Genomic DNA, 26,043 nt, shown 5'->3' with positions numbered 1-26,043 from the left:
CCCCCACGCCCTCACAAACACCCACCCCAACTCCATCACTCCCCGCTGTCCACCCCATCGACCTCAGCATCCGCAGCAGGCGCGTTCCGTGCCCGCACGCGCCGGCGGATTTCCGAATCCAGAATCAATCGCCCCCGCAGCTTCCCCTTCATCCGCTTCACGTATCGGGGTGCCTCCGTCATGTGCACCGTCATCAGCTCCCGCACTTTTTCGACATCGCGCTCGCGTGCTGCTTTTGTAATTGCCTTATGAATCTTGACGTTGGCCTGTCCAAAACGCTCATGCTCGGCCTGCGGCGTGTCGTTACGGAACTCGATCAGTTGCCGGATCATCTCGTTGATCAACTCGCAACTGAAGCGCAGGAACGGGTTCGGGTTCGCCGCCGCGAGGATGTCGTGGAAGTTCACATCCTCCTGACGTTGCCGCACCATCTCCTGGCCGCCGTGCGCCGGAGCCGGCCGATCGCAACACGCGATGCTCGCCTCGAGCGCCTCGAAATCCTGCTCCGTCAGGTAAGGCACTGCGCCCGCCGCGAGCTCCGGCTCGAGCAGTTTGCGCACGGTGTAAATGTCGTCGATGGACACGTCCTTGAAGAACAGATAGTTCTGCAAAAGCTGCAAGGTACGATCCAGCGGCACCTCCACCACCATGCCGCCACCGCTTGGTCCGGTCGTTACCTTGATCAGCCCTTGCACCTCCAGCGACTTCAGCGCCTCGCGAATCGTGCTCTTGCTCACCGAGAACAACTGCTGTAACTCGCCCTCGCGAGGCAGCCGATCCCCAGGCTTCAGATCCTTCTCCGTGATCAATCGCTTGATTTCCTCCGCGACCAGATCGCCGCGCTTTTGCTGCTTGATCTCGATCGCGGCACCCGCTTTGGCTCGATCCAGGGCCATGTTTACGACTCCCATTTTTGTGTACTGCAACATCGGGGGCGCCGACGTTGACCGTCGTGCTCGGACAGTCGCCGCGTCGCCGCCAGGAATTTTGCCTTATTGACACCAGAATTTATTGTACCTACGATCGTTTCTAACCTATCTATCATGATAAATAGAACAGAGCCGAAGTGGTGAATCCCTCGCGGCAGCCAGCAGGTTTTTTCGCAGTCGTTCAGTGCGTGTCTCTTCCAAGGAGCGTCATTTTGAATCGCCGAAATATGTTGAAGCTGGCCGCGCTGTCGGCCGTTCCGGGCACGCTGGGTTCGCTCGTTGCACGCAGTGCATTTGCGCAGGCGGGCAGCGTGCAATTTGCCTGTCCCGTGCCGATGTCGGGCGCGTTCGCCGCCAACGGCAAGTACGCCGATCTCGGCATGAAGCTCGCCATCGAACAATATGGCAAGGTGCTTGGCGAGCCGCTCGCATATTCCGTGCTCGACACCGAGGGCAAGCCCGCAACTGCGGTGCGTCGCGTGCAGGAAGTCGCGCAGCAGAAGAACGCGCGGTTCTTCGCCGGAGGTATTTTGTCGTCCGAAGCATTGGCGATGGGCAAGGAAGTGCAGAAGGCCGGCGGAGTTTTCATCACGACCGCGGGCGCTGACGAAATCACAGGAAAGGACTGTAACGACGCCACTTTCCGCTGGTCCGTGCCTACCTATGGCGCGATCGAACAGACGGTGCGTCCACTCACTCAGATCCTGCCGAAAGCGAAGCGCTGGTACACCATCACGCCGCAGTACGTGTTCGGCGACGGTCTGCTGTCCGCAGCAAAAGCGGTCTTCAAGGACAAGGGCATCGAGCATGTCGGCAACAGCTATCACTCGCTGAACGAAAAAGAGTTCAGCGGTTATCTGACGAATGCGGTTGCTGCCAAGCCGGACGTGCTGCTTATCCTGAACTTCGGCTCGCAATCGTCCGACACGCTTCGCCAGGCTGTCAGCTTCGGCATGAAGAACAATTGCACGATTCTGATCGCGTGGGCGTCCGGTCTCGAGCAATTCGAATCGCTGGGCGCGGACCTTTGCGACGGCGTCTATTTTGGCGCACAGTATTGGCACGCGATCGATTCGCCGCTGAACCGCGATCTCGTCAAACGTACGCAGGCTGCGCTGAAGATGAACCCCAACTACAGCCTCGCTGGCTCGTACATTTGTACGAAGATCCTGCTGGACGGCATCGTGAAGGCCGGCAATGTCGATCCCAAGAAGGTAGTTGCCGCGCTCGAGGGCATGAAATACGACGGTTTGACCGGTCCAGAAGAAGTTCGCAAGGGCGATCATCAGGTGCTGAAGAACTACTATCTGCTGAAGGGCAAGGCGAAGAACAAAATGAAAAACGCCGACGACTACGCGGATATCGTCAGTTCCGGACAATCGTTCCTGCCGCTCGACAAGACCGGTTGCAAGATGACCTGACGCGCGAAGCATCGCAGAGCAAGGCACAGGTTGAGGCAGGGCAGAGCAAACGCAGAGCAGGAACAAACGCACCGCAACCAGCGCCGCGGACGGGTGGCTCGCAATGCCGCCGGCCTCTCGCCGCACGCATCAATGCATTCACGTTTCGCTTAACCATCAGATGGTTGCCATGAACGTATATCTACTTCAGATCGTCAACGGCATCGGAGTCGGAATGCTGTATTTCCTGCTCGCGGTCGGCTTGTCGATTGTGTTCGGCCTGCTGCGCTTCGTGAACTTTGCGCACGGTGCCTTTTATCTGCTCGGCGCGTACTTCTGCTATCAGGCGATGCAGTGGTCGGTGAGCTTCTGGGCCGCGCTCGTCATCGTTCCTGTCGTAGTGGGCGCATTGGCGTGGGTCGTCGAAAAGCTGGTTCTGCGGCATGTCTACGCGCAGCAGCATGAGTTTCATATTCTCGTGACGGTTGGCCTTGCGCTCGTCGTGCAGGAGTGCGCGATTCTCGTCTGGGGCCCCTTGGGCGACAACGTGCCTGTCCCCGACGTGCTGAACGGCGTGGTGATCTGGGGCAGCTTCGTCTATCCCAAGTACCGTCTCTTTGTGATCGGCTTCACTGCGGTCCTTGCCGCGTTGCTGTGGTGGGTGCTGGAAGGCACGCGTCTGGGCAGCGCGGTGCGCGCGGGCAGTGAGTCGACGGAAATGGTGTCGCTGCTCGGCATCAACGTATTGCGCGTGTTCAGCCTCGTGTTCGCGCTGGGCGCAGCCACCGCTGCGCTCGCCGGCGTGCTCGCTGCGCCGATTCGTGGTGTCGATCCCTTCATGGGCATCGAGGCGCTAGGCGTCGCGTTTGTCGTGGTGGTGGTAGGCGGCATGGGCAATTTTCTCGGCGCATTGGTGGGCGGCCTCCTCGTGGGCATCGTGCAGAGTGTGATGAGCACGCTGTGGCCCGAGGGCGCACGTCTGATGATTTACGTCGCGATGGCCGCTGTCCTGCTGTTGCGCCCTAACGGCTTACTCGGGAGAGCCGCGTGATCAACACTTCGAAATCCGCCGTTGTGAAAGCCGCTCCGCGTGCATCGGGACACGCGCCGCGACTCGCGCTGCACCGCTACCGCTTTCTGCTCCTCGCACTGCTGGTGGTTTGCATACTGCCGTTGACGCTGCGCTCCGGTTCGCTCGCGACTGAAGTGTTGGTGTTCGCGCTCGCCGCGCTAGGCTGCAACCTTCTGCTGGGCCATACCGGGCTGCTGTCGTTCGGGCAGGGCATCTTTTTCGGACTTGGCAGCTACAGCGCGGGCCTCGTGCTGACCAAAGCAGCGTTGCCCATTCCCGTCGCGCTGGCGGCGGCAATCTTGATTGGCGCAGCGGCGGCCGCGCTGGTGGGCTGGTTTTCGATCAGGCAGCGCGGCACCTATTTCGTCATGCTGACGCTTGCATTTGGGCAATTGTTCTACTTCCTCGCCTACACGACGCCCGATCTGACCGGCGGCGACAACGGCCTGCTGGATATCCCGCGTCCTGCGCTCGGCTTGTTCGGCAAAGAACTGCTTGCGTTGACTTCTCCCTGGCAGTACTACGGGTTCGTAGCGGTGCTGTTCCTCGTCGTGTTCTGGCTGATGATGCGCGTGTCGCATTCGGTATTCGGCCGCACGCTGCTGGCTATCCGTGACAACGAAGCGCGCGCCGCGGCCGTCGGCTACGACGTCAAGCGATTCAAGCTGATGGCCTTCGTGGTCTCCGGCGCGGTGACGGGTCTCGCCGGCGCGTTGCATGCGCTGATGACCGGTATTGCACCGCTCTCCAACATCGACTACCACACGAGCGAAATGATTCTCGTGATGACGGTGATTGGCGGGACCGGCAATCTGTTCGCGTCTGTGCTCGGCGCTGCGTTCTATGTGCTGTTCGCCGACTGGCTGTCAACGTTGTGGCCGCGCTGGCTGTTGCTGCTCGGCATCGTGTTGATGGCGGTCAGCCTCTACATGCAGCGCGGCTTGTGGGGGCTCGGCGAACGGCTCTGGCAGGCGCTGCGCCGCGCGCCTGCCGACAACGCCCACACGGCAGGAGCAGCCCCAAAAACGTCCCGAGCAGCCGGAGCAACCGATGCCGGCGACGACACTGCAAAGGAGCGCGCATGACCGAAGCCATTCTCAACGCAAGCGGCGTGGTGAAACGCTACGGCAAGTTCACGGCGCTCTCCGACGTCAACCTGCGCATCATGCCGCGCACCGTGCATTCGGTGATCGGCCCGAACGGCGCGGGTAAGACTACGCTCTTTCACGTGCTGACCGGCACGGTGCCTATCACCGCGGGCACCATTGTCTTCGACGGTCACGACGTGACCCATGAGCCCGACCACAAGCGCGTGCGCGGCGGTATCGCGAGGTCGTTCCAGGTGACGAGCCTGTTCGCCAACCTGAGCGTACGCGAAAACTTGCGGCTCGCTGCGCAAGGTGTCGACGCCAAGCGTGCGCTCAATGCATGGACGCCGCCGCGCGGCGCACTGGCGCACGCAGATACCGTCGACGGCGTGCTCGAACGCCTTGCTTTGCAACGCTTTAGCGAGGTTGCAGCGGGAGCGCTATCGCACGGCCAGCAGCGGCGGCTTGAAGTGGGCATGGCGCTCGCCGCGCGACCCAAGGCGATCTTTCTCGACGAGCCGACCTCCGGCATGGGCATCGACGATCTCGACGACATGAAGCAACTGATCCGCAGTTTGCGCGACGACTACACCGTCGTGCTGATCGAGCACAACATGGGCATCGTGATGGACATTTCCGACACGATCACCGTCATGCAGCAAGGCCGCGTGCTGGTGGAAGGCCGGCCCGACGAGATTCGCGGCGACGAGCGCGTACGCAGCGCGTATCTCGGCAACATGATCACCGGAGGCCGCGCATGATTCTCGACGTGCAGGACATTCACGGCTTTTACGGCAAAAGCCACATACTGCAAGGCGTTTCGCTGCAGATCGGCGAGGGCGAGACCGTCACGCTGCTCGGCCGCAACGGCGCCGGCAAATCCACCACCTTAAAGGCGATTGCCGGCATCGTCGCGCCGAAGAACGGCCGCGTGACCTTCAACGGCACGACGATAAGCGGACTGCAGCCGCACAGAATCGCTTCGCGCGGCGTGTGCTTCGTGCCGGAGCATCGCGGCATTTTCCGCTTGCTCAGCGTCGAAGAGAATTTGCGGCTCGGCGCGCGCAAGCACTCGCCCTGGCAGCTCGACGACATCTACCGGATTTTTCCGCGGCTCAAGGAACGGCGCACGAACGGAGGCGGACAGCTTTCGGGCGGCGAACAGCAGATGCTCGCCATTGGCCGCGCGCTGATGAATCATCCGCGTCTGTTGATGCTGGACGAGCCCGTAGAAGGTCTCGCGCCGGTGATCGTCGAAGAAATCGTCGCGCAGCTCAAGCTCATTCGCGAGGCGGGCGTCGCGATTCTGCTCGTCGAGCAGAACCTCGAAGTGTGCACGCAACTCGCGGATCGCCACTACATCATTGAACAGGGGGCGATCGTTTATGCGGGCGACAACGCATCGTTCGCCGCCGACGATTCCATCAAGGACCGTTACCTCGGCGTCGGCGTGGTCTGAGCCTGCGTCAACATCATTATGAGGAAGCATTGATGCAAGCTCATCACACTCAAGGCAGCGAGGCACTTGCCCGTTTGCGCGTGGACGGCGACCGGCTCTGGAACAGCCTCATGCAACTCGCGCAGATCGGCGCGACGGATAAAGGCGGGGTGTGCCGGCTCGCGCTCACCGAACTGGATCGCCTCGCGCGTGACCGTTTCGTCGCGTGGGCGAAGGAGATTGGCTGCACGGTCCGGGTCGACGCGATCGGCAACATCTTCGCCCGCCGCGCGGGTTTGCGCGACGACCTGCCGCCTGTCATGACGGGCAGTCACATCGACACGCAACCGACCGGCGGCAAATTCGACGGCAATTACGGCGTGCTCGCCGGACTCGAAGTACTGCGCACGCTGAGCGATGCCAACGTGACCACACTCGCGCCGCTGGAAGTGGCGGTGTGGACCAACGAGGAAGGCTCGCGCTTCGTGCCGGTAATGATGGGCTCCGGTGTGTTCGCCGGCGCCTTCACGCTGGAGCATGCGCTCGCTCAGTGCGACCGCGACGGCATCTCGGTGCGCGAGGCGTTGGCGGCTATCGGCTATGTCGGTGAAAACAGAGAACCGCATGCCGTTGCCGCGTATTTCGAGGCGCACATCGAGCAGGGCCCCGTGCTGGAGGCTCACGACAAGACCATCGGCATCGTACAGGGTGCGCTCGGTCAGCGCTGGTACGACGTGACCGTGCAGGGCATGGAAGCGCATGCGGGGCCCACGCCGATGGCGTTGCGCCGCGATGCGCTGCTCGTTGCAGCGGACCTGATTCACGCGGTGAACCGCATCGCGCTCGATCATGCGCCGCATGGCCGTGGCACGGTCGGCTGCGTCGACGTGCATCCGAACTCGCGCAATGTAATTCCAGGCCGCGTCAAGCTGACCGTCGACCTGCGAGCCGCCGACGACGCGAGCCTCACCGCGATGGACGGCGCCTTGCGCGAGGCGTGTATGGCCGCCGGCAAGCAGCCGGGAATCGAGGTGAGTATCGAGCAAGTCGTGTACTTTCCGCCGCAACCGTTCGCGGCTGAACTCGTGGCCGCCGTTAAGGAAGGAGCCGACAGGCTCGGCCTTTCGTCGATGGATGCGATCAGCGGCGCCGGCCACGACGCGGTCTATCTTGCGCGCGTCGCGCCGGCCGCGATGATTTTCGTGCCGTGCAAAGACGGCATCAGTCACAACGAGATTGAAGACGCCCGCGCGGATCATCTCGAAGCCGGCTGCAACGTGCTGCTGCACGCAATGCTGAAGGCCGCGCAAAGCGTGCAAGCCGCGCCGGTGCCGGAGGGCTCGGGCGTATGAAAATCCTGATTGCGCGCATGAACCACGAGACCAACACGTTCTCTCCGGTGGCGACGCCGTTGTCCGCTTTCGGCCAGAACGGCGCAAATCCCGGCCCGAGTTTCGGCGACGACGCGTACCGCGACAACAAGGGCATGCAGACGGCAATGGCCGCGTTCATCGACGCGGCTGAGCGCGAGGGCGCGCAGATCGTGACGCCTGTGTCGGCTGCGGCGAATCCGAGCGGCCCTGTCGATGCTGCCGCATATGACGCGATCTGCGCCGCGATTCTTGCCGCCGCGCCCGGCTGTGATGCCGTGATGCTCGACCTGCACGGCGCGATGGTCGCGCAGAATTCGAACGACGGCGAAGGCGATCTGCTCGAACGCGTACGCGCCGCGCTACCTGCAGCGCCGATTGCGGTCGCGCTCGATCTGCACGGCAACGTCACGCAGAAGATGATCGACAACGCGGACGTGATCGTCAGCTTCAAGACGTATCCGCACGTCGATATGTATGAAACCGGCGCGCATGCCGCGCGTTTGCTGTTCGCGCAAATGCGTGGCGACGCGCAGCCGGTGCTCGCGTGGCGTCAGCCGCCGCTGCTCACGCACACGTTGCGCAGCTCGACTGCCGAGGGCGCGATGAAGCGCGCGGTGGAAGCGGCCCGCGCCGCCGAGGCCGACGGCATGCTCGCAGTCTCGGTGCTGTCCGGCTTTTCACTCGCGGACATCGAGGCGCCGTGTATCAGTGTGGTAGTGGTCGGCAACAAGGACCGCGCGCAAGCCGACGCGGTGGCCGAGCGCATTGCGCGGCAAATCTGGAACGAGCGCGAGGACTTCGTCTACCGCAGTGCGCCGCTCGCGGAGTCGGTCGCGCAAGCCGCCGCGCTCGCCAAAGGCGCCGACAAGCCCGTCTTGCTGCTCGATCACGGCGACAACTGCATGTCGGGCGGCACCTGCGACACCATGGACCTGCTCGAGGAAGCGCTTGCACAGAATCTCGACGGTATCGTCACTGGGCCGTTGTGCGATCCACAGGCGGTAGCCGCGTTGATGGCCGCGGGCGTCGGCAGCACGGTCACCATTACGATAGGCAACAAGGTGGAGAGCAGCAGCATCAAGCCGCGAGCTCCGCTTGCCATGACCGGTGTGGTGCGCGCGTTGACCGACGGCGAGTATGTGATCAGCGGTCCCACTTACACGGGACAACGCGCGCACATGGGGCGCGCCGCTGTGCTGGACACCGGCACGGTGAAACTGGTCGTGACCGAGCACACGCATGAACCGTGGGACCTCGGGGTGTTCGAAAGCGTCGGCATCGACCCGCGTCGCGCGCGTTTTCTGCTGCTCAAGTCGCGCATGTATTGCCGCCCGGTGTTCGAGCCAATTTCCGCAGGACTCGTGGAGTGCGACAGCCGCGGCGTGACGAGCTCCGACTACGGGCTCTTTGCTTTCGCGAACGTGAAGCGCCCGGTGTTCCCACTGGACGCTCACGCCGAATGGAATCCGGCGCACTGAACGACGCGCTCGCCTATCGCATCGATTCGCCACAGCTCTTGTGCAGTTGCGCGAGACTCTCTATAATTCGCGCCTCTACAGGCTCGTAGCTCAGTTGGTTAGAGCACCACCTTGACATGGTGGGGGTCGTTGGTTCGAATCCAATCGAGCCTACCAACGCATCAGTGACGTAGACGAAAGCGGCTTCGCTTTCGTCTACTGTCCTGTCAAAGCAGTCGCTTCAGTTTCTTCCTTCCCGCCGAATCCAGTTCAAATCACGCGTTGTAGCGTGGCGCCCGGCGTCGTTTGTGCATTGTGCGCGGCAGATTCAGTTTCGAATCCATAGAATTGCAACGCCGTCGTGCGAACAATCGCGTTCAGCTGGTTCGCGTCGAGGCCGGCATTCAGCAGCATGCACAAAGTCTCCCCATAGCTCGTCACCGTTTCGTATTGCGTGTGCGGCCAGTCGCTGCCCCACATCAAACGGTGCGTGCCAAAGTGCTCGATCAGCTGACTTGTTGCGTCCGCAACGAAGCGCGAGCCCGGCGCCGTGCAGCGATACGCGCTCGACACCTTGACCCATACGCGGCCTGTCTTGCCATACGCGAGCAGCGCCTTGAAGCCGCTATCCTGAGTGCCCAAAGCCGGGTCGGGCCGGCCAAAATGGTCGACCACCACGCGCACGTCGCGCTCGAGCAGACAGTCGATCAGTGGTGCGAGATCGGCGGCGTTTCTGTGCAGCTCGACATGCCAGCCGAGCCGCGCCACGCTGTCGAGCAACGCTGCCCATGACTTTGCGCCGAGGTTCGGCAGCGCCTGCTCCATCAGATTCAGGCGAATTCCCCTTATGCCGAGGCTGTGCATCTGCGCCAGTTCCTCTGCCGCGATGTCCGGCGCCACCACGGCGACGCCGCGCAGGCGTTCGGGCTGAGCGGACAAAGCCTGGAGCACGTAGCGGTTATCGGTGCCGAGAAAACTCGGCTGCACGAGCACCGCATGGGTCATTCCGTGTGCGTTCAGAAGCGCCAGATAGGTGTCGAGCGTTGCGTCGTAAGCGGGCGCGTAGCGCCGCCCGTCGCTCAGGGGCAAGCCGCGCTCGAAAACGTGCGCGTGCGTGTCGACGCCACTGGGTGCAAACGGCAGTGAGGATGCAGATGCGGTCATGTTCAGCTACGCGGCGGATTCAGAGTGAGATGAGCGGTATCGGTGCTTTGCGCGCCGTCGGCGGACTGTTCCGGTGCCGCGCCACGCAGACGCTTGCCACGCGTTTCCGGCAACATCAGCACGGCGATCATGGCCAGCCCGTACGCAATGGCCGCGTCGATGCCGATGGCCGCGCCAAGCGACATCGAGTGGCTCATGTAGCCGACCAGCACGGGAAACCCTGCGGACGCAATGCGCCCGAAGTTGTAGCAGAAGCCGACGCCGGTGCCCCGCATATCGGCGGGGTAAAGTTCGTTGAAAAGCGGGCCGAGGCTCGCCGGAATGCCCGCGGCGAAAAGGCCGAGCGGAAAGCCGAGCACCAGCATCTGCGTATTCGTGAGCGGCAGCATCACATAGCCGAGCACGGTTACGATGCAGCAGAAGGCGAACAGCGCAATGTTGCGACGACGCCCGATGCGATCGAGCAGATAGGCGCTCAGCATGCAGCCGCACCAGAACGCGACGATCACGACCGCGAGGTAGCCGCCAGTGTTGAGCACCGACAGATGCCGCTCCTTCGCAAGGAACGTGGGAAGCCAGGTCATGATCGCGTAATAGCCGCCGTGAGCGCCCGTTCCGAGCACCGCACCGATGATCGTCGTGCGCAGCACGCGCGGCTGGAACACCTGCAGGATCTGCCCGGGCGCCGACACTTTTGCCTCCGCAGCGGCTTCGGCCGACGCCGCGCGCGCCGGCTCCCGCAGATTTCGCCGCACGAACAGCACGAGGCCGGCGGGCAGCAAGCCGACGGCGAACATCACACGCCACGCGTGGTCCGCGGGCAGCCATGAAAACACCGCGGCATAGACCAGCACCGCGGCGCCCCAACCAACGGCCCATGCGCTTTGCACGGCGCCCATTGCCTTGCCGCGATGCTCGTTGCGGATGGTCTCGGCCATCAGCACCGCGCCCGCAGCCCACTCGCCGCCGAAGCCGAACCCTTGCAGCGCCTTGAGCACCAGCAATTGCGGGAAATTCTGTGCGAATGCGCAGAGGAACGTGAAGCCGGCGAACCACAGAATCGTCATCTGCAGGGTGCGCACGCGGCCGAAGCGGTCCGACAGCGCGCCCGCAATCCAGCCGCCGAGCGCCGACGAAATCAGCGTCACGCCGCTGATCGCGCCTGCCTGCGTGTGGTCGATGCCATAAGCCGCAATGATCGCCGGAATGGCGAGCGTGAACATCTGCACGTCGAGCGCATCGAGCCCCCATCCTGCGAAACAGCCCCAGAACGTATTGCGCTCCACGGGCGTACTCTCTTTGTACCACCTGAACATGGCCATCTCCGTCCGTTATTCCTGCCTCGATTCATGTATTCATATATATGACTGCATGAATTTTGCACGCGATCGGCATGCGCGGTCATTGGGTAATAACCCTTGCTCCCCTGCAACCGATGCGATGCGGTACAGTAGTTACTCCTCTGAATAACTGTATGAATTCATGAATACGGCGTCTTTCGTGTCCCGGCCGGACGACCGGCTGCCCCGTTACCAGCAATTGCGCGACGATCTCGTCAGCCGTATTGCGGCCGGCGAATGGGCGCCCGAAGAGGCTATCGCCACCGAGGCGGAACTCGGCCAGTTCTACAACGTTTCCACCGGCACCGTGCGCAAGGCGATCGATCTGCTGGTGAGCGACGGTGTGCTCACGCGAACGCAAGGCAAGGGGACGTTCGTGCGGCGGCCGCGCTTCGACTCGTCGCTGTTCCGTTTTTTTCGCTTCGTCTCGCGCGACGGCCAGCCGGTTCGCCCTACGGCGCGCGTGCTCAGGCGCGAGATCGTCAAACCGGCCGAAGAAATCCGCGACGCGCTGCGCATGAAAGCGTCGGAGAAAGCGATTCATCTGTCACGCGTGCGCATGATCGAAGGCCGAACCGTTCTGGCGGAGGAAATCTGGCTGCCGCGCTCGCGCTTCGAGGCGCTCGCCAGCTTGCCGCTCGATCAGTTCGAAGACCTGCTGTATCCGCTGTATGAGCGCTTGTGCAAACAGATGGTCGCCTCAGCGACGGAAATTCTCCGTGTCGAACAGGCTACCGCCGAAACAGCCGCGCTGCTCGGCATCAAAACCGGCAGCCCGGTGATTCTGGTGCACCGCGTGGCCTCCGACTTCGCCGGCGCGCCATTCGAGTGGCGCAGCACGCGCGGCGCGGCCGATACTTTTCAGTATCAGGTCGACATCCGCTGAACGCCGCTTCGGCGCGCTTGCGCCGAAGGCGAGGCCGCGAGGGACGCAGCCTCCGCCCTATCAGGAACCCACACCCCACTGAACCCACGCTATGCGGGTATCACCCCATGGCGTTGTTTCGCGATTCATACAATCATATATATGACTGCATCAATTTTCGCCGTGGGACGCGGCAAGCGGAGAAAGCATGTCCAACGAACTCGCATTCGAGCAGCAGGTCATGAAGAAGATGGCGTGGCGGTTAATGCCGCTTCTCATCGTCATGTTCCTGATTTCGTTCATCGACCGGCAGAACGTCGGCTTCGCCAAGCTTGAGATGGTGCACGCGCTCGGCATGACCGAAGCGTCTTACGGCCTGGGCGCGTCGCTGTTCTTTATCGGCTATCTGCTGTTCGAGGTGCCGAGCACGCTCGCGCTGCATCGCTTCGGCGCGCGTGCGTGGCTTGCGCGCATCATGATGACGTGGGGTGTCGTCACCGTGTTGATGGCGTTCGCCCGCTCGCTGCCCGTGTTCTATTCGTTCCGTTTTGCTTTGGGCGTTGCCGAAGCCGGGTTCTACCCGGGCGTCATCTACTACCTCACGCAATGGTTTCCGCAGAGCTATCGCACCAAGGTGCTGGGCTTTTTCACGCTCGGCAGTTCCCTCGCGAACATGCTTGGCTCGCTGATCGGCGGACTGTTGCTCACGCTCGGCGGGACGTGGGGCTTCGCGGGCTGGCAGTGGGTGTTCATCGCGACCGGTTTGCCCGCCGTGATCGTCGCGTTTGTCGCGCTCAAATACTTGCCGAATTCGGTGAGCGACGCGCCGTTCCTGTCGGCGCGCGAGAAGGACGTGGTGCTTGCCGCGCTCAAACGCGAGGCTTCCGATCAAGCAAAGGCCACGCATCCGTGGGCCGCGCTGCTCGACCCCAAGGTGTTGATGTTCGCGGCGACCTACATGCTGATGTCCACGTCGCTCTACGGCGTGACTTACTGGATGCCGACGCTGCTCAAGAGCGACGGCGTGTCGTCGTCGCTCAACGGCGTGCTCAACATGATTCCGTGGGCGCTCGCCACGTTGCTGCTGTTGTGGCTGCCAGGCAAGCTCAAGCGCGAGCGGGTGGTCTTGAAGGCGATGAGCACCGTGGCGGGCATCGGCGTGGTGTGCTTCGCATCGAGCCTCGTGTTGCCGACGGCAACGCTGCGCTTTGCGGCGCTGTGTCTGGGCGGGGCGTGCATTCCCTTGCTGTACCCGTGCTTCTGGTCGCTGCCGCCGCGCTTCTTTTCGGGCGCGCGAGCCGCGGCGAGCGTCGCGGCCATCAATGCAATCGGCAATCTGGGCGGTTTCGCGGGACAGAACCTGATGCCTTACGTCGGCAAGACCGCACACAGCCAGATCGCACCGATGCTGGTGCCGACCGCGTGTCTGCTCACGTTGGGAATAGGCACCGGCATCGCCGCCTGGATCGGCGCACGCCGCCGCACGATGCTGGAATCAGCGGCGCTGCGCTCGAACTGACAGACGTTGCATGATGAAGCGGCCGCGCATTTGCGCGGCCGCCGCAACCAGCGCCTGGCGTCGCCTCAAGGGCGCAGCAGATCGAAGCTCGCCAGCACCAGAACGCCGGTCACGGCGATCAGCGCCACCGAGTGTTGGCCGAAGTAGAGAAGCGCCGCCGCCGACCACGACGCGAGCGTAAACACCGCAAGCTTTTTCATCTGAACCTCACAACCTCGCAACCTCAGAACCCCAGCGCCGCCGCAATGAGGCCGCTTACCACGCCGCAGATCACCACGGCCAATGCCACGACGCCAAGAACCCGCTTCGGGAACGAGCGGCCGAGCATTGCCACCGAAGGCACGCTGATCAGCGGCAGCGTCATCAGCAGCGCACCGGCCGGGCCGGCGGCCATGCCGAAAGACAGCATGGCCTGAATGATGGGCACTTCGCCCGCCGTCGGAATCACGAACAGCGTGCCGGCGATGGACAACGCAACGATCCACAGCACGCTATTGTCGATATCCGGCCCGATGTGCGGAAAGAGCCACGCGCGCGCCGCGCCGAGAATCAGCACGAGCACGATGTATTCCGGCACGAGGCGCAGCGTCATGTTGCCGAGAATCTTGACCCAGCGCGTGAAGGTGGTGCCGGGCTCGTCGGCGGCGACGAGTTGCGCAATGGCTTCGCGCGACGCCTCGGCTTCCTTCGGAGTGACCATGCGGTTCACCAGATAGCCGAGCCCGAACACCATGACGACGCCGAGCGCGAGCCGCAGGCCCATCCACTGCCAGCCAAGCACGAAGCCCATGAAAACCAGCGTGGCCGGATTCAGCGCGGTATTGCCGAGCCAGAATGCGATAGCCGCGCCGGGGGCCGCCTGGCGCGCGCGCAGCCCGGCGACGACCGGCGCCGCGCAGCAGGTGCACATCATGCCGGGCAGCGACATCAGGCCGCCTTTCACCACGCTGCTGAAGTCGCTGCGGCCAAGCGCGCGTGCGACCCATTGCGGCGGAATCAGCGCCTGCACGGCCGAACCGAGCAGAAGACCCAGCACCATGGCCTGCCAGATTGCCTTGCCATAGGCGAGTGCATAGTCGATGGCGGATTGCCACGACGCCCCGGGCGCGCTCGCCGAGGTGCCCATGAGAATGGATTTGCCGATGGAGTGCTGGCTCGCGGCAACGAACGCGCGGTTGTAGTACGGAAACCACTTCACATAGAAGAGTCCGACGACGGCGATTGCGAGGAACACGATCCAGCCGAGCGCGACGCGGGGCTGGCGAAGGGTTGGTTGCATGTTGTTCTTAAACGTTGATGTTGAGTCAGACGAGCGCGAACGAGTGCTTCTCGAGCTGTGCGAGAAGCGCCCTGGCCTGATCGACGACGTCGGCGTCGTTCGGCCGGAACTGGATTTTCAGTGCTTGCGGCAAATGCACGAAATGCTGGTGGCTGCTGCGCGCATACGCCGGGTCGTAGTGCAGTTCGATCAGCTCCTGCGCGAGTTCGGCACGCCGGTTTTCGTCGACGAGCTTCTGCCAACCGGCCACGCGCTCGCGGCTATGCAGGCCGATCAGGCGCTGCAGTTGCGCTTTGAGCGACTCGGTATCGTCGAACAGATGCGCGTAGTCGTGAAGCAGGAAAGCCGAGCGGTCTTCACGGCTGGTCGTCACTTCCACGCAGGCGCCGTGATGAAACGTTTCGAGCAGCGCGAGCGGCAGCGTGATTGCGCCGATGCGGCGGCTCTCCGCTTCTACGAACACCGGACGCGCCGGGTCGAAACCGCGCAGCGCGCTCGCGAGCAAGGTGTCGAAGCCCTTTTGCGACGGCTGCGGCACTCCTGCCCACGCGCCGAGGAGCGAGCCGCGATGCGCGGCGAGCGCTTCGAGATCGAGCGTCTGCGCGCCGGCTTCGTGAAGTGCCGCGAGCAGCCGCGTCTTGCCGCTGCCGGTCGGCCCGACCAGCGCGACATAGCGAAAGCGGGTGGGCAGCGTGGCGAGCGCCTCGACGGTGGCACGCCGATAGGTCTTGTAGCCGCCGTCCAGTTGCCGGGCCGGCCAGCCGATCATGTTGAACAGTGTCGTGACCGAACCCGAGCGTTTGCCGCCGCGCCAGCAATATACGAGCGGCCGCCAGTTGCGCGGCCGGTCCGCAAAGGTGGTTTCCAGGTGCCGCGCAATGTTGCGCGCGACGAGCGCGGCGCCGACCTTGGTGGCCTCGAACGGCGAGACCTGCTTGTACATGGTGCCGACGATCACCCGTTCCTCGTTGCTTAGCACCGGCGCGTTCATTGCGCCGGGAATATGGTCCTCGGCGAACTCGAGAGGCGTACGCACGTCGACGATTTCGTCGAAATCACCGGCTTGGTCGAGGCTGACGAGGAGGTTTTTCAAGGGTGTACCGGAGCAGATAGAGCGCCAAAGCGACGGCCCACAAGCCGGGGCGCAAAGGCGGCGCGCGAAAGCGGATCAAAGCGGCGCCCGCAGGACGCCGAAAGACCGAAATTATCGCACGTGCCGCGTACGGCAGCAGACCGCTGCTTTCGAAAGCCTTTCGGTCGTGCCGGCCGCGGCCGCGCTTGCGTTACCCTTTAGACGACTTCCACACGCCCCGCGCCGGCAACCATTTCGCCGATCACCCGGGCGTCGCTGAAACCGTCGGCGCGAAAGAGGGCGAGCACGTCATCCACGGCGTCGGGCGAACACGACACGAGGAGGCCGCCGGAGGTTTGCGGGTCCGTGAGCAGCGTGCGTGCGGCGGCAGGCAACGTCGCCGGCAATGCGATGTCTTTGCCGTACGCGTCCCAGTTGCGCCCGGACGCGCCCGTGAACACGCCGGCGTCGACAAACTCGACGACGCCCGGCAGCCACGGCAGATCGGCATAGCGCACACGCGCGGTCAAATTCGCGCCGCGCGCCAGTTCCAGCGTGTGGCCGAGCAGCCCGAAGCCGGTGATGTCGGTGAGCGCGTGTACGCCGTCGAGCGCGGCCAGTTGCGCACCCGGCCGGTTCAGTTTGGTGGTCGCGCCGATCATTGCCGCGTAGCCGTTCGCGTCGAGCCGGTCTTTTTTCAGCGCCGCCGAGAGCACGCCGACGCCGAGCGGCTTGCCGAGAATCAGCACGTCGCCGGCTTTCGCGCCCGCGTTGCGCTTGACCCGCCGCGGATCGACCACGCCGATCGCGACCAGACCGTAGATAGGCTCCACGGAGTCGATCGAATGGCCGCCCGCGAGCGGTATGCCGGCGTCCGCGCATACGGATTCGCCGCCCTTGAGCACAGCCGCGATCACGTCGTGAGGCAGCACGTTGATCGGCATTCCGACGATGGCGAGCGCCATCAGCGGTTTGCCGCCCATTGCGTAGACGTCGGATAGCGCATTGGTGGCGGCGATGCGGCCGAAGTCGAACGGGTCGTCGACGATCGGCATGAAGAAGTCGGTGGTCGCGACAATTGCCTGCTCGTCATTGAGCTTGTAGACGGCGGCGTCGTCGGCGGTATCGTTGCCGACCAGCAGGTCGGGAAAGAACGGCAGCGGTGCGCTGCGCTTGAGCAGGTCCGCGAGCAGGCCGGGGGCGATTTTGCAGCCGCAGCCGCCGCCATGCGAGAGGCTGGTGAGGCGGGGCGAGGAACTGGCTGCTGCGTGAGTGTCGATCATGTTAGCGCGTGTTTCTGGCTTCGAATGATCGCATTATGAAGCCTGACGGCGTGGCGCGCTGCGGTTCAGGCCGCAGCGCGCCACGCCGGTCGTTTCATGCGGCGCCGTGAATCAGACGAGCCAGCCCTTGATCGCCGCGCACATCGCAGAAGGGGAAATACCGTAACGGTCGTGCAATGTCGGCAAAGCACCCGCGGCGAGGAACGCATCAGGCAGCGCGACCTGGCGGAACGGGCACGATACGCCTGCGCGCATCAGTTCGGCGGCGATCGCTTCGCCGAGGCCGCCAATCGTCGTATGGTTTTCCGCCACCACGACTAGCCGCCCCGAGCGCCTCGCCTCGCGCACGATCGTTTGCGTATCGAGCGGCTTGATGGTCGGCACGTGCAGCACGCCCACGCCGATGCGATCGCTCTCGAGCGCTTTCGCGACTTCCAGAGCACGCATCGTCATGATGCCCGACGAGATCACGAGCACTTCGGCGCCGTCGCGCAGCATCTTCGCCTTGCCGAGCTCGAACGTGTAGTCGTATTCGTCGAGCACCGCCGGCACGTTGCCGCGCAGCAGGCGTGCATAGACAGGGCCGTTGTGCGCGGCAATCGCGGGCACCATCTGCTCGATGTCGAGCGCGTCGCACGGATCGATGACGGTCATGTTGGGCATCGCGCGCATCAGGGCAAGATCTTCCGCGGCCTGGTGGCTCGGGCCGTAACCGGTCGTCAGGCCCGGCAATGCGCAGACAATCTTCACGTCCAGATTGTCTTCGGCAATGGCCTGGTGCATGAAATCATAGGCGCGGCGCGTGGCGAACACGGCGTAGGTCGTCACGAACGGCTGCGCGCCTTCGTGCGCGAGGCCGGCTGCCGCGCCCATCAAAAGTTGCTCGGCCATGCCCATCTGATAGTAGCGCTCGGGAAATTCCTTCGCGAAGATATGCAGGTCCGTGTACTTGCCGAGGTCGGCCGTCATGCCGACCACATTGGTTTTCTGCCGGGCCAGTTCGACGAGGGCGTGACCGAACGGCGCCGAGCGCGTGAGCTGTCCTTCGCCCGCAATCGACGCGATCATCGCCGAGGTTTTCAGACGCGGTTTGCTGAGGGTTGCGTTGCTCATGCCTGACTCCCTATCTCTTGCGACTTTGTGGTTTCCAGTGCTTCCAGCGCGAGTTGCCATTCGTGTGCGTCCACGCGGATAAAGTGATTCTTCTCGCGCTGCTCGAGAAACGGCACGCCGCAGCCCATGCGCGTGTCGGCGACGATCATGCGCGGTTGCTCGCCTGGGTGCTTGCGCGCCGCGTCGAATGCGGCGGCCACCGCGCGAATGTCGTTGCCGTCCACGCGTTGCGTGAACCAGCCGAACGCCTCGAGTTTTTCGACAAGCGGCTCGAACGCCATGATTTGCGTGGACGGTCCGTCGGCCTGCTGGTTGTTCACGTCGACCACGGCGATCAGGTTGTCCAGCTTCCAGTGGCTCGCGGACATGATGCCTTCCCAGATCGCGCCTTCGTCGAGTTCGCCGTCGGAAAAGAGCGTGTACACGAACGACTTCGAGCCCTTGCGCTTGAGGCCCAGACAGCGGCCCACCGCGATAGTCAGGCCGTGGCCGAGCGAGCCGCCCGACATTTCCATGCCTGGCGTGTAGCTCGCCATACCGGACATAGGCAGGCGGCTGTCGTCGCTGCCGTAGGTTTCCAGTTCTTCGGCGGGCAGAATGCCGGCTTCTAGCAGCGCCGCATACAGCGCGATCGCGTAATGTCCGTTCGAGAGCAGGAAGCGGTCGCGCTCTTCCCATTCGGGATCTTCTGGGCGATAACGCATTGCGCCGAAGTACGCGACGGCCAGCACGTCCGCGATGTCGAGCGCCTGTCCGATATAACCTTGGCCTTGCACTTCGCCCATTAACAGCGCGTTTCTGCGGATTCGATAAGCGTGCTCGGCAAGCGCTGCCGTGGACGCATTGGATGGACTGTTCATTTGCTCTCCTGAATTCAGTCGAATAGTTCGGAAAAGGTCAGCGGTTCACGGATCTGGCGGGCACGAGGAATACGAGGCACGCGCCGAGCGTGACAGCCGTCGAGATAAAGATGAGTCCTGCGGTCGAGCGGCCCGTCAGGTCGTTGAGCCAGCCGACGATTGCCGGCGAGAAGAACCCCGCGAGATTGGCGAAGCAGTTCACTGCCGCGATGCCGGCTGCGGCCGACATGCCGCCGAGCAGCGCTGTAGGCAACGACCAGAACTGCGACGATGAGGCGAGAATGCCGGCCGCCGCGATGCTCAGGCAGATAATCGAAGCGGGCACGCTGCCAAGCGTGGGTAGAACCGCAAAGCCTGCTGCGGCGACGAGCATCGGAATCGCGAGATGAAACCGGCGTTCGCGGCGACGGTCCGCGCTCATGCCAATCAGCGGCAGCGCGACGATGGCGCACAGATATGGAATCGCGGTGAACACGCCCACCCACAGCGGATCGGCGACGCCCGATTTGCGGATGATGGTCGGCAGCCAGAAGGTCAGGCCGTATTGGCCCAGCACGACGCAAAAATAGATTGCAGCCATCAGCCACAAACGGCGGTCGCCGATGAACGAGCGGATCGACACGTGTGCGGTGGTGTGCGCGTTGTCGCTAGTCACGTTGCGGGCGAGCAGACTCTTTTCCGACTCCGTGAGCCACTTCGCTTTCGCAATGCCGTCGTCGAGATAGAACAGAATCGCGACGCCCAGCACGAGCGAGGGCAGCGCTTCGAGCAGAAACAGCCACTTCCAGCCGGCCATGTTCATCGCGCCTTGCAGCGAATGCATGATCCAGCCCGACAGCGGACCGCCGAGTATGCCAGCGAGCGGAATCGCCATGAAAAAGAGCGACAGCGCCTTGGCTCTGCGCGTGGCAGGAAACCAGTAGGTCAGGTAGAGAATTACGCCCGGCGCGAAGCCCGCTTCGGCGACGCCGAGCAGAAAGCGCAGCGCATAGAACGCAGCAGGTGTCTTCACGAACACGAACGACGCGGAAATCACCGCCCATGTCAGCATGATTCGCGCGAGCCACTTGCGCGCGCCGACACGATGCAGGATCACATTGCTCGGCACCTCGAACAGGAAGTAGCCGAGAAAGAAGATACCCGCGCCCATGCCGTAGACCGTTTCGCTGAAGCGCAGATCGTTGAGCATCTGCAGCTTTGCAAAGCCCACGTTCACACGGTCCAGATAGGCGCCGAGATAGCACAGCATCAGGAACGGAATCAGCCGGCGGCTGACTTTCGCGTATGTGCGCGACTCGAAGCTCGTTGCGTCGGCAGGCGCGATTACGTCGCCGTCGATTGCCGAGGCGGTGTATTTCGATTTCATGTCTGTCTCCTTCCATGTGCTCCGCAGTTGGCCCCGGGTGCCAGGAACACGGCCCGCCTACCGGCGGCGCTGTTGTCAATGAATGAGCATGCCGCCGTTTACGTCGAGCGTGATACCCGTCAGATAGGTCGACAGGTCGCTCACGAGGAAGAGGCACGCGTTGGCGACATCCGCCGCATCGCCCAGGCGGCCAAGCGGAATGCCCTTGATAATGTCGGCGCGCATGTCGGGCGTGAGCTTGTCGCCGGTGATGTCGGTCTGGATCAGGCCTGGCGTGATCGAGTTGACGCGCACGCTGTCCGGGCCGAACTCGCGGGCCATCGCGCGAGCGAGACCGAGCACGCCGGCTTTCGCCGCGCTGTAGTGCGGGCCGCCGAAAATGCCGCCGCCGCGTTGCGCCGACACCGACGACATGCACACGATGCTGCCGCTCTTCCGTTCCTTCATCGCCGGCAGCACCGCTTGCGACATGTACAGCGTGCCGCGCAGATTGACGTCGACGATCGCGTCGAAGCCCTCGGCGCTAATGTCGAGCGTGCGCACCGGCTGCGTGATGCCTGCGTTGTTGATAAGGCCGTCGATGCGGCCATAGCGTTCGAGCGTCGCGCTCGCGGCCTTCAGGCAGGCGGCTTTGTCGGTCACGTCGCAGGCAAGGCCGAGATGTCCCGCGCCGAGGTCGACGGCAGCCGCTTTGGCGTCTTCCTCGCGCAGATCGAGTATGACGACCTTCGCGCCCTGTGCCGCCAGCGCTTTGGCCGTCGCCTTGCCGATTCCACGCGGCGAAGCAGCGCCCGTTACGATAACCACCTTGTTCTCGAGCAGCATCACGTGTCTCCTGAGTGTTGATGTGATGGCGCAAGTGTCGGGCAGCCCGCGGCCTCCATCAACGAGGTACGGCTCAACTATGCTTGAGAAATTTTCAGGTGTTCGCTCCCGCCAGTGGGAGGCTTGCTGGGCGGACGTTTGCGGCCGTTTGAAGGCCCCCCGTCGGCACCTGCGCAGGGCCCGATGATGGAATACCCTGGTGCGATCCGGCCGTATTTTTCAGGCCGCGCGCTGCTGCTGGCCGATTTCCCGCTCGATCCACGCAATGAAGCGCGCCACGCGCGGCAACTCCGCATTTTGCGGCGGATAAACCAGATGATGCGCGCCGACTTCGACCGCGTGCGAGTGGTCGAACACCGGCACGAGCGCGCCTTCGCGGATGCGCACCGACGCGAGCATCAGGCTTTCCAGCGCGATGCCGAGGCCGAGCGCCGCGGTTTCGAGCGACATGTACGAGCGATCGAACGAGAAGTCGAAAGTCTTGTGCTTGGCGGAGACGCCGGTGCGCCCGAACCATTGCTTCCACTGCACGAGCGGCGTTTCCGAGTAGATGAGGCGATGCGCGAGCAGGTCCTCCGGCGCATTAACCGGGTGATCGCGCAAGTACGAGGGCGACGCGAGCGGCGCGATGAACTCGTTGCGCAGCGTACGCACTTCCAGGTCGCGCCAGTTCGCGTAACCGTGCCGGATGTCGATGTCGTAATAGCCGCTCGTGAACGAGACGTCCTCATACGAGCATGCAAGATTCAACTGGATGTCGCCGTTTGCTTGCTGAAACGATGCAAGTCGCGGCAACAGCCACATGAGCCCGAAGCTCGGGCTCGAATGCACGCGCAGAATCTGCACCTCGCTGCGGCTCGACGCGCGTTCGGTCGCCCGGCTCAGATCCGCCAGAGAACCTGTTACGTCTGACAGGTAGCGCTCGCCTGTCGGCGTCAACACGAGCCCGCGGCCCGAGCGATAAAACAGCGCCTGGCCGATGATCGACTCCAGGTTGCTGATCTGGTGACTCACCGCCGAAGCCGTCAGGCCGAGCTCCTCCGACGCGCGATTGACGCTCCCGGTACGGGCCACACTTTCGAAAGCGATGATGGCTTTGACGGGCGGGATGCGCATGTGAAGTCTTTTCGTGTTCGTTATGAAGTGAAGTGTTCCCGATGCTGACCTCGGCTAACCGAGGGCAGTAGTGCGGTAAACCATGAAGCGGCTCGTGCGGTGCAGCAATGGCGCGAACGCAGTCGTGATTATCCGTCAATCGGGTGCGAATGCCTTGCCGGTACGTGCTTTGCTGTCATCTGTCCGGGGCGATTGGGGGCGATGCGGGCGTCGGGGCAGACGCGCATCGCCGGCGAAAGGGCATGGAGGCGTGGCATGGGATGTGGCGCGAAAGGTGTCATGACGCTCAGGCAGGAAACGGACATTGCCGGCGAGGAAATGCTCAACATGCAGCACCTGGAAGCGAGCCCGGACGGCAAGTTCGTCGTGCTGGTGGAAACGGAGCGTTCCGAATGGGGCGTGCAGCAGCAGACCAGTTACCGGTTGCCTGCCGAACGCCTGATCGAGCTGATCAGAAAAGAAGGCGAACGCATGGACAGTTAGCGTTTTGCGCGGTGTGTTTTGCGCGCCGTGTTGCGTGCTTTTGCGCGCGGCAATTACCGAACGTTTCTGTTCAACTTCAGTGCAGCTTCAGTTCAGCGTAGGCGCCGGCGTGCGCCGGCTGTGGCGCGCAAGCGTGTCGCGATAGATGCCCGGCACAAGCGCCAGTTGCGCGGGCGAGCCTTCCTGCACCACGTGGCCGCGATTAAGCACGATGATCCGGTCGAACGACTGCAACGTCGAAAGCCGATGCGCGATTGCAATCACCGTGCGGTTTTTCATGAGACGTTCGAGCGCAGCCTGTATGACGATCTCCGACGCGGTGTCGAGCGCCGAGGTCGCCTCGTCCAGCAGCAATATCGGCGAGTCCTTGAGGATGGCGCGCGCAATCGCAATGCGTTGCCGCTGTCCACCGGAGAGCTTGGTACCGCGGTCGCCGGCTATCGCATTCAGGCCCTCCGGCAATGCCGATATGAAGTCCATGCAACTGGCGTCCTCGCACGCGCGCCGCACTTCTGCTTCCGTCGCGTCGGGACGGCCGTAGCGGATGTTATCGAGCAGCGAGCGGTGCAGCAGCGTGACGTCCTGCGGCACGATGGAAATTGCCGCCTGCAGACTTTCCAGCGTTACATACGAGATGTCCTGCCCTGAAATGCGCACGCACCCATTGGCGGGCTCGTAAAAGTGCTGCAACAGCGCGAGCACTGTCGACTTCCCCGCGCCGGACGGGCCGACCAGGCCCACGCGCTCGCCTGCTTCGATATGCAGTGTCAGGTCGCTCAACACGCGCTTGCGGCCCGGATAAGCGAACGAAACGTTCTCGAAGTCGATTGTCGCTTCGCACACGACGAGCGGTATCGCCTTGGGCGGCTCGGGCATCGAATAGGGCATCAGCAGGGTTTGCGATGCCTCCGCGAGACGCGCAACGTGCTGCGTCAAATCGACGAACGCAACGGCGACATCGCGTGAACCATGCAGAATCGCAAAGCCGAGCGAGCCCACGAGGACCACGTCGCCCGTGCTTGCGCGGCCTTGCGTCCAGAGCCAGAGAGTCCAGCCGAGCAGAACTGCCGAGAGCAACGCGGTGGCAAACGCATGCAGAATGCGCAGCTTTTCCAGATAGAGCAGGCTGCGCTTGCGCGCAGCGGCCTCGGCTTCCAGATGTCCGTCGAAGCGCCGTAACTCCGCCGGCACCGCGCTGAATGCGCGCACGAGGCCCATGTTGCCGATCACATCGACAAGCTCGCCGTCTACGGAAGCGGCCTGGCTCGCGAACGCTTCATGCCGCGAGGTGCCTTTGCGCGCGAGCCAGAAAAGACACGCGCTCAGCAGCGCGGAGATCGCAACGAGCGCAATGCTCATCGGCAGGCTGACCGTTGCGACCATCACGATCGCGCCGATCACGGTGAGAGTGGGCGGCAACGCGGTCCACGCAACGGTGTTTTCGATCACGTAGACGGCGTTTGCCGTGGCCGACACGCGGCTCGACAGCACGCCCGGTTGTTTGTCCGCGAAGAACGTCGGCGCGTGGCCCATCAGATAGCCGAACATGTCCTGGCGGATGTCGCCTGTCACGCGCACGAAAGCGCGTGACGAGACCCAGCCGGCGACTCGCCACATGAGGTTGTCCGCGAAGATGAGCGCGACCAGTACGAAGAATGCATAGGCGACGGTTTGCGGATGAGCGCGTCCTTGGGGCAGCGCGTCGACCAGATTGCGAATCCCGTATTGCGAGGCAAGCGCGAAACCGACTGCGGCGACCACGCTCGCCAGCACGATGCCATGCGCCACCTTGCGGCGCGCGACATAGCGCCAGATGAGGCGCACCGGCCGGCCCGCATAGCGCGACAGGATGCGCGAATGCCGCCGCCCGCGTACGCGTCTCGCGCGCGCCCGATCGCCGTGTTCGACGCGTTTCATGATGCCCCTTTCGAACTTGCGCGCCGGCAGGCGACACGCGTGCCTTGCATGTTGCAAGGTATTCCGTGGGACCGGCGAACAGTCAACGCAAGCGCCATGCCTCCTCGCACGACGCTTGAGCGTCGCGACTGATTCGCCCCTATCTGATGAGAGATGCGCTCCGGGCGGGCGTTGGTCGCGGCATGCGGCCGCCTGTGCTCAGGTTTCTGTTTCGTCGTTTTCGGGTCGCGCGTCGAACTGAATCACGTGCTCGGCCAGAGAGCCGTTTCTCCGCTCTATGTACACGGTGCCGCGATAGGTCACCTGCCAGCCGTCGCGCGCGGCAACGAGCGGCAGGTTGCCTCCTGCGCGGCTTTCGATGCCGCCAAGTCCCGTTGCGGGGGCGGGCACACTGTTCTCGAGCGTCGCGTTCGACGAGATCACGTTGTCATGCCACGCCGACTCGTCTTTCCTCGCTTCGAGGTTTTTGCCGTCGGTGTCGACGGTGTTGTCCATCGACGCCGTGTTCGCCGTATCCACCGAAACGGTGCGGCTTCTCGCCCCCTGCAGCGGGTCGGGCGAATCGGAGGTGAGCGCGTCCAGATCGATGGGCGGCAGATTCGTCGCGTTGTCCTTGCGCGCGCTCGGCTCCGCGGAGCCGGCGTTGCCGGAACTGGCGAACTCCTTCGCCTGCGTGTGCGCATCCGGGGAAGCCGTGCCGGCCGCGGGCGTGTGCGCCGGGCTTTTTGCGGCCATTTCGTTCTGCTGTTTCTGGGTTGGGTTCTGTTCTGCGTTCTGCATTATTGCTCCTGCCGTGAGGGCGCGACAGCTGACGGCGTGCGCGGGTTTCCGCTTGCGCCGTTACAGCCGCTGCCGCTGTGCGTTGTCCGCTCAAGCGCTCGTGCACTCATTCCGGGTCGGGAGGTGTGCAAAAGCACGCGTCCATACGCATAAGAAAGGCTTACGTGAAGCGTTGAAAAAATTGACTGGCGCCCGAGTCGCGATCGGCTTGCGTCGTCGCGATGGCGGGCGCCCTGGTTGATACCCGCAGCGAACGTTCCCGGAACGTCCGTTCGCTGCCGGGGTGGCGGTGGCGGGGTGGAGG

At 63.5% G+C, this 26,043-nt stretch carries 24 protein-coding genes and 1 tRNA gene; 11 read left to right on the top strand and 14 right to left on the bottom strand.

From position 1 onward, the window contains the following. Positions 1-35: 35 nt before the first annotated feature. Positions 36-896, bottom strand: a complete 861-nt coding sequence (locus tag JNB89_RS29890) for a FadR/GntR family transcriptional regulator (RefSeq protein WP_220364609.1) — start codon at positions 894-896, stop codon at positions 36-38. Positions 897-1,141: 245 nt separating this feature from the next. Here JNB89_RS29890 and JNB89_RS29885 point away from each other — a divergent pair, with 245 nt between their 5' ends. The 8 genes from JNB89_RS29885 to JNB89_RS29850 all read left to right on the top strand — a co-directional run bounded on the left by JNB89_RS29885 (position 1,142) and on the right by JNB89_RS29850 (position 8,934). Then, positions 1,142-2,350, top strand: a complete 1,209-nt coding sequence (locus tag JNB89_RS29885; protein WP_013341860.1) for an ABC transporter substrate-binding protein — start codon at positions 1,142-1,144, stop codon at positions 2,348-2,350. Between the two features lie 169 nt (positions 2,351-2,519). Then, a complete protein-coding gene (locus JNB89_RS29880; RefSeq protein ID WP_013341859.1) occupies positions 2,520-3,380 on the top strand; it encodes a branched-chain amino acid ABC transporter permease in 861 nt (286 codons plus the stop codon). Next, entirely contained in the window at positions 3,377-4,486 is a 1,110-nt protein-coding gene (locus tag JNB89_RS29875) for a branched-chain amino acid ABC transporter permease (RefSeq protein WP_220364608.1), read from the top strand. Before JNB89_RS29880 ends, JNB89_RS29875 begins: the two co-directional genes overlap by 4 nt. Next, complete coding sequence (locus JNB89_RS29870) at positions 4,483-5,250, top strand: ABC transporter ATP-binding protein (protein WP_013341857.1); 768 nt, start codon at positions 4,483-4,485, stop codon at positions 5,248-5,250. Before JNB89_RS29875 ends, JNB89_RS29870 begins: the two co-directional genes overlap by 4 nt. After that, entirely contained in the window at positions 5,247-5,948 is a 702-nt protein-coding gene (locus JNB89_RS29865; RefSeq protein ID WP_013341856.1) for an ABC transporter ATP-binding protein, read from the top strand. Before JNB89_RS29870 ends, JNB89_RS29865 begins: the two co-directional genes overlap by 4 nt. Before the next feature lie 32 nt (positions 5,949-5,980). Continuing rightward, positions 5,981-7,279: a Zn-dependent hydrolase gene (locus JNB89_RS29860; protein WP_220364607.1), complete on the top strand. Its 1,299-nt coding sequence runs from the start codon at positions 5,981-5,983 to the stop codon at positions 7,277-7,279. Next, positions 7,276-8,778 carry a M81 family metallopeptidase gene (locus tag JNB89_RS29855; protein WP_220364606.1) on the top strand — a complete coding sequence of 501 codons (1,503 nt, stop codon included), beginning with the start codon at positions 7,276-7,278 and terminating at the stop codon, positions 8,776-8,778. The genes JNB89_RS29860 and JNB89_RS29855 overlap by 4 nt, the downstream gene beginning before the upstream one ends. Positions 8,779-8,857: 79 nt before the next feature. Continuing rightward, positions 8,858-8,934, top strand: a tRNA-Val gene (locus JNB89_RS29850). Positions 8,935-9,027: 93 nt separating this feature from the next. Here the strand turns inward: JNB89_RS29850 and JNB89_RS29845 are convergent. Continuing rightward, positions 9,028-9,921: an amidohydrolase family protein gene (locus JNB89_RS29845; RefSeq protein ID WP_220364605.1), complete on the bottom strand. Its 894-nt coding sequence runs from the start codon at positions 9,919-9,921 to the stop codon at positions 9,028-9,030. Positions 9,922-9,923: 2 nt separating this feature from the next. Further along, positions 9,924-11,237 (bottom strand): MFS transporter, encoded by a 1,314-nt coding sequence (locus JNB89_RS29840; protein WP_135895860.1) that lies wholly within the window; start codon positions 11,235-11,237, stop codon positions 9,924-9,926. 166 nt (positions 11,238-11,403) lie between these two features. Here JNB89_RS29840 and JNB89_RS29835 point away from each other — a divergent pair, with 166 nt between their 5' ends. Both JNB89_RS29835 and JNB89_RS29830 read left to right on the top strand, forming a co-directional pair. After that, positions 11,404-12,147 carry a GntR family transcriptional regulator gene (locus tag JNB89_RS29835; RefSeq protein ID WP_220364604.1) on the top strand — a complete coding sequence of 248 codons (744 nt, stop codon included), beginning with the start codon at positions 11,404-11,406 and terminating at the stop codon, positions 12,145-12,147. A gap of 187 nt (positions 12,148-12,334) precedes the next feature. Further along, positions 12,335-13,645, top strand: coding sequence for an MFS transporter (locus JNB89_RS29830; protein ID WP_135895858.1), 1,311 nt, complete (start codon positions 12,335-12,337; stop codon positions 13,643-13,645). Positions 13,646-13,710: 65 nt separating this feature from the next. Here JNB89_RS29830 and JNB89_RS31285 read toward each other — a convergent pair whose 3' ends face one another. The 9 genes from JNB89_RS31285 to JNB89_RS29790 form a co-directional block, all read right to left on the bottom strand. Continuing rightward, entirely contained in the window at positions 13,711-13,845 is a 135-nt protein-coding gene (locus JNB89_RS31285; protein WP_006049077.1) for a hypothetical protein, read from the bottom strand. Positions 13,846-13,868: 23 nt separating this feature from the next. Next, positions 13,869-14,924 carry a permease gene (locus JNB89_RS29825; RefSeq protein ID WP_220364603.1) on the bottom strand — a complete coding sequence of 352 codons (1,056 nt, stop codon included), beginning with the start codon at positions 14,922-14,924 and terminating at the stop codon, positions 13,869-13,871. Positions 14,925-14,949: 25 nt separating this feature from the next. Beyond that, on the bottom strand, positions 14,950-16,017 hold the full coding sequence (gene mnmH / locus JNB89_RS29820; protein ID WP_220364602.1) for a tRNA 2-selenouridine(34) synthase MnmH: 1,068 nt from the start codon (positions 16,015-16,017) through the stop codon (positions 14,950-14,952). 197 nt (positions 16,018-16,214) lie between these two features. Continuing rightward, positions 16,215-17,279 (bottom strand): selenide, water dikinase SelD, encoded by a 1,065-nt coding sequence (gene selD, locus JNB89_RS29815; RefSeq protein WP_220364601.1) that lies wholly within the window; start codon positions 17,277-17,279, stop codon positions 16,215-16,217. 111 nt (positions 17,280-17,390) lie between these two features. After that, on the bottom strand, positions 17,391-18,392 hold the full coding sequence (locus tag JNB89_RS29810; RefSeq protein ID WP_220364600.1) for a transketolase family protein: 1,002 nt from the start codon (positions 18,390-18,392) through the stop codon (positions 17,391-17,393). Beyond that, positions 18,389-19,252 carry a transketolase gene (locus JNB89_RS29805; protein WP_013341845.1) on the bottom strand — a complete coding sequence of 288 codons (864 nt, stop codon included), beginning with the start codon at positions 19,250-19,252 and terminating at the stop codon, positions 18,389-18,391. Before JNB89_RS29805 ends, JNB89_RS29810 begins: the two co-directional genes overlap by 4 nt. Before the next feature lie 37 nt (positions 19,253-19,289). After that, positions 19,290-20,618 carry an MFS transporter gene (locus tag JNB89_RS29800; RefSeq protein WP_135895852.1) on the bottom strand — a complete coding sequence of 443 codons (1,329 nt, stop codon included), beginning with the start codon at positions 20,616-20,618 and terminating at the stop codon, positions 19,290-19,292. A gap of 75 nt (positions 20,619-20,693) precedes the next feature. Next, complete coding sequence (locus JNB89_RS29795; RefSeq protein WP_220364599.1) at positions 20,694-21,443, bottom strand: SDR family NAD(P)-dependent oxidoreductase; 750 nt, start codon at positions 21,441-21,443, stop codon at positions 20,694-20,696. A 219-nt stretch (positions 21,444-21,662) separates the two neighbouring features. Beyond that, a complete protein-coding gene (locus tag JNB89_RS29790) occupies positions 21,663-22,559 on the bottom strand; it encodes a LysR substrate-binding domain-containing protein (protein ID WP_220364598.1) in 897 nt (298 codons plus the stop codon). A 279-nt stretch (positions 22,560-22,838) separates the two neighbouring features. On the opposite strand from JNB89_RS29790, the gene JNB89_RS29785 reads away from it, so the two are divergent. Then, a complete protein-coding gene (locus JNB89_RS29785) occupies positions 22,839-23,042 on the top strand; it encodes a hypothetical protein (protein ID WP_223216895.1) in 204 nt (67 codons plus the stop codon). An 87-nt stretch (positions 23,043-23,129) separates the two neighbouring features. On the opposite strand, the gene JNB89_RS29780 is transcribed toward JNB89_RS29785, so the two are convergent. After that, the gene (locus JNB89_RS29780; protein ID WP_220364597.1) at positions 23,130-24,959 is read right to left on the bottom strand and encodes an ABC transporter ATP-binding protein; all 1,830 of its coding nucleotides are present in this window, start codon (positions 24,957-24,959) and stop codon (positions 23,130-23,132) included. 198 nt (positions 24,960-25,157) lie between these two features. Further along, the gene (locus JNB89_RS29775; RefSeq protein WP_220364596.1) at positions 25,158-25,739 is read right to left on the bottom strand and encodes a DUF3005 domain-containing protein; all 582 of its coding nucleotides are present in this window, start codon (positions 25,737-25,739) and stop codon (positions 25,158-25,160) included. Positions 25,740-26,043: the final 304 nt, after the last annotated feature.

This window comes from Paraburkholderia phenoliruptrix (assembly GCF_019511605.1).
GTDB classification, from domain to species: Bacteria; Pseudomonadota; Gammaproteobacteria; order Burkholderiales; family Burkholderiaceae; genus Paraburkholderia; species Paraburkholderia phenoliruptrix_A.
The sequence above is the reverse complement of the archived record's forward strand: the minus strand, read 5'-3'. Positions and strand labels throughout refer to the sequence as shown.

What these genes read in the sequence shown, in the direction of transcription:
- JNB89_RS29890 (WP_220364609.1), bottom strand. Translation starts at nt 896, where the DNA reads ATGGCCCTGGATCGAGCCAAAGCGGGTGCCGCGATCGAGATCAAGCAG.
- JNB89_RS29880 (WP_013341859.1), top strand. Translation starts at nt 2,520, where the DNA reads ATGAACGTATATCTACTTCAGATCGTCAACGGCATCGGAGTCGGAATG.
- JNB89_RS29870 (WP_013341857.1), top strand. Translation starts at nt 4,483, where the DNA reads ATGACCGAAGCCATTCTCAACGCAAGCGGCGTGGTGAAACGCTACGGC.
- JNB89_RS29865 (WP_013341856.1), top strand. Translation starts at nt 5,247, where the DNA reads ATGATTCTCGACGTGCAGGACATTCACGGCTTTTACGGCAAAAGCCAC.
- JNB89_RS29860 (WP_220364607.1), top strand. Translation starts at nt 5,981, where the DNA reads ATGCAAGCTCATCACACTCAAGGCAGCGAGGCACTTGCCCGTTTGCGC.
- JNB89_RS29855 (WP_220364606.1), top strand. Translation starts at nt 7,276, where the DNA reads ATGAAAATCCTGATTGCGCGCATGAACCACGAGACCAACACGTTCTCT.
- JNB89_RS29845 (WP_220364605.1), bottom strand. Translation starts at nt 9,921, where the DNA reads ATGACCGCATCTGCATCCTCACTGCCGTTTGCACCCAGTGGCGTCGAC.
- JNB89_RS29840 (WP_135895860.1), bottom strand. Translation starts at nt 11,237, where the DNA reads ATGTTCAGGTGGTACAAAGAGAGTACGCCCGTGGAGCGCAATACGTTC.
- JNB89_RS29835 (WP_220364604.1), top strand. Translation starts at nt 11,404, where the DNA reads ATGAATACGGCGTCTTTCGTGTCCCGGCCGGACGACCGGCTGCCCCGT.
- JNB89_RS29830 (WP_135895858.1), top strand. Translation starts at nt 12,335, where the DNA reads ATGTCCAACGAACTCGCATTCGAGCAGCAGGTCATGAAGAAGATGGCG.
- JNB89_RS31285 (WP_006049077.1), bottom strand. Translation starts at nt 13,845, where the DNA reads ATGAAAAAGCTTGCGGTGTTTACGCTCGCGTCGTGGTCGGCGGCGGCG.
- JNB89_RS29825 (WP_220364603.1), bottom strand. Translation starts at nt 14,924, where the DNA reads ATGCAACCAACCCTTCGCCAGCCCCGCGTCGCGCTCGGCTGGATCGTG.
- selD (WP_220364601.1), bottom strand. Translation starts at nt 17,279, where the DNA reads ATGATCGACACTCACGCAGCAGCCAGTTCCTCGCCCCGCCTCACCAGC.
- JNB89_RS29810 (WP_220364600.1), bottom strand. Translation starts at nt 18,392, where the DNA reads ATGAGCAACGCAACCCTCAGCAAACCGCGTCTGAAAACCTCGGCGATG.
- JNB89_RS29805 (WP_013341845.1), bottom strand. Translation starts at nt 19,252, where the DNA reads ATGAACAGTCCATCCAATGCGTCCACGGCAGCGCTTGCCGAGCACGCT.
- JNB89_RS29800 (WP_135895852.1), bottom strand. Translation starts at nt 20,618, where the DNA reads ATGAAATCGAAATACACCGCCTCGGCAATCGACGGCGACGTAATCGCG.
- JNB89_RS29795 (WP_220364599.1), bottom strand. Translation starts at nt 21,443, where the DNA reads ATGCTGCTCGAGAACAAGGTGGTTATCGTAACGGGCGCTGCTTCGCCG.
- JNB89_RS29790 (WP_220364598.1), bottom strand. Translation starts at nt 22,559, where the DNA reads ATGCGCATCCCGCCCGTCAAAGCCATCATCGCTTTCGAAAGTGTGGCC.
- JNB89_RS29785 (WP_223216895.1), top strand. Translation starts at nt 22,839, where the DNA reads ATGACGCTCAGGCAGGAAACGGACATTGCCGGCGAGGAAATGCTCAAC.
- JNB89_RS29780 (WP_220364597.1), bottom strand. Translation starts at nt 24,959, where the DNA reads ATGAAACGCGTCGAACACGGCGATCGGGCGCGCGCGAGACGCGTACGC.
- JNB89_RS29775 (WP_220364596.1), bottom strand. Translation starts at nt 25,739, where the DNA reads ATGCAGAACGCAGAACAGAACCCAACCCAGAAACAGCAGAACGAAATG.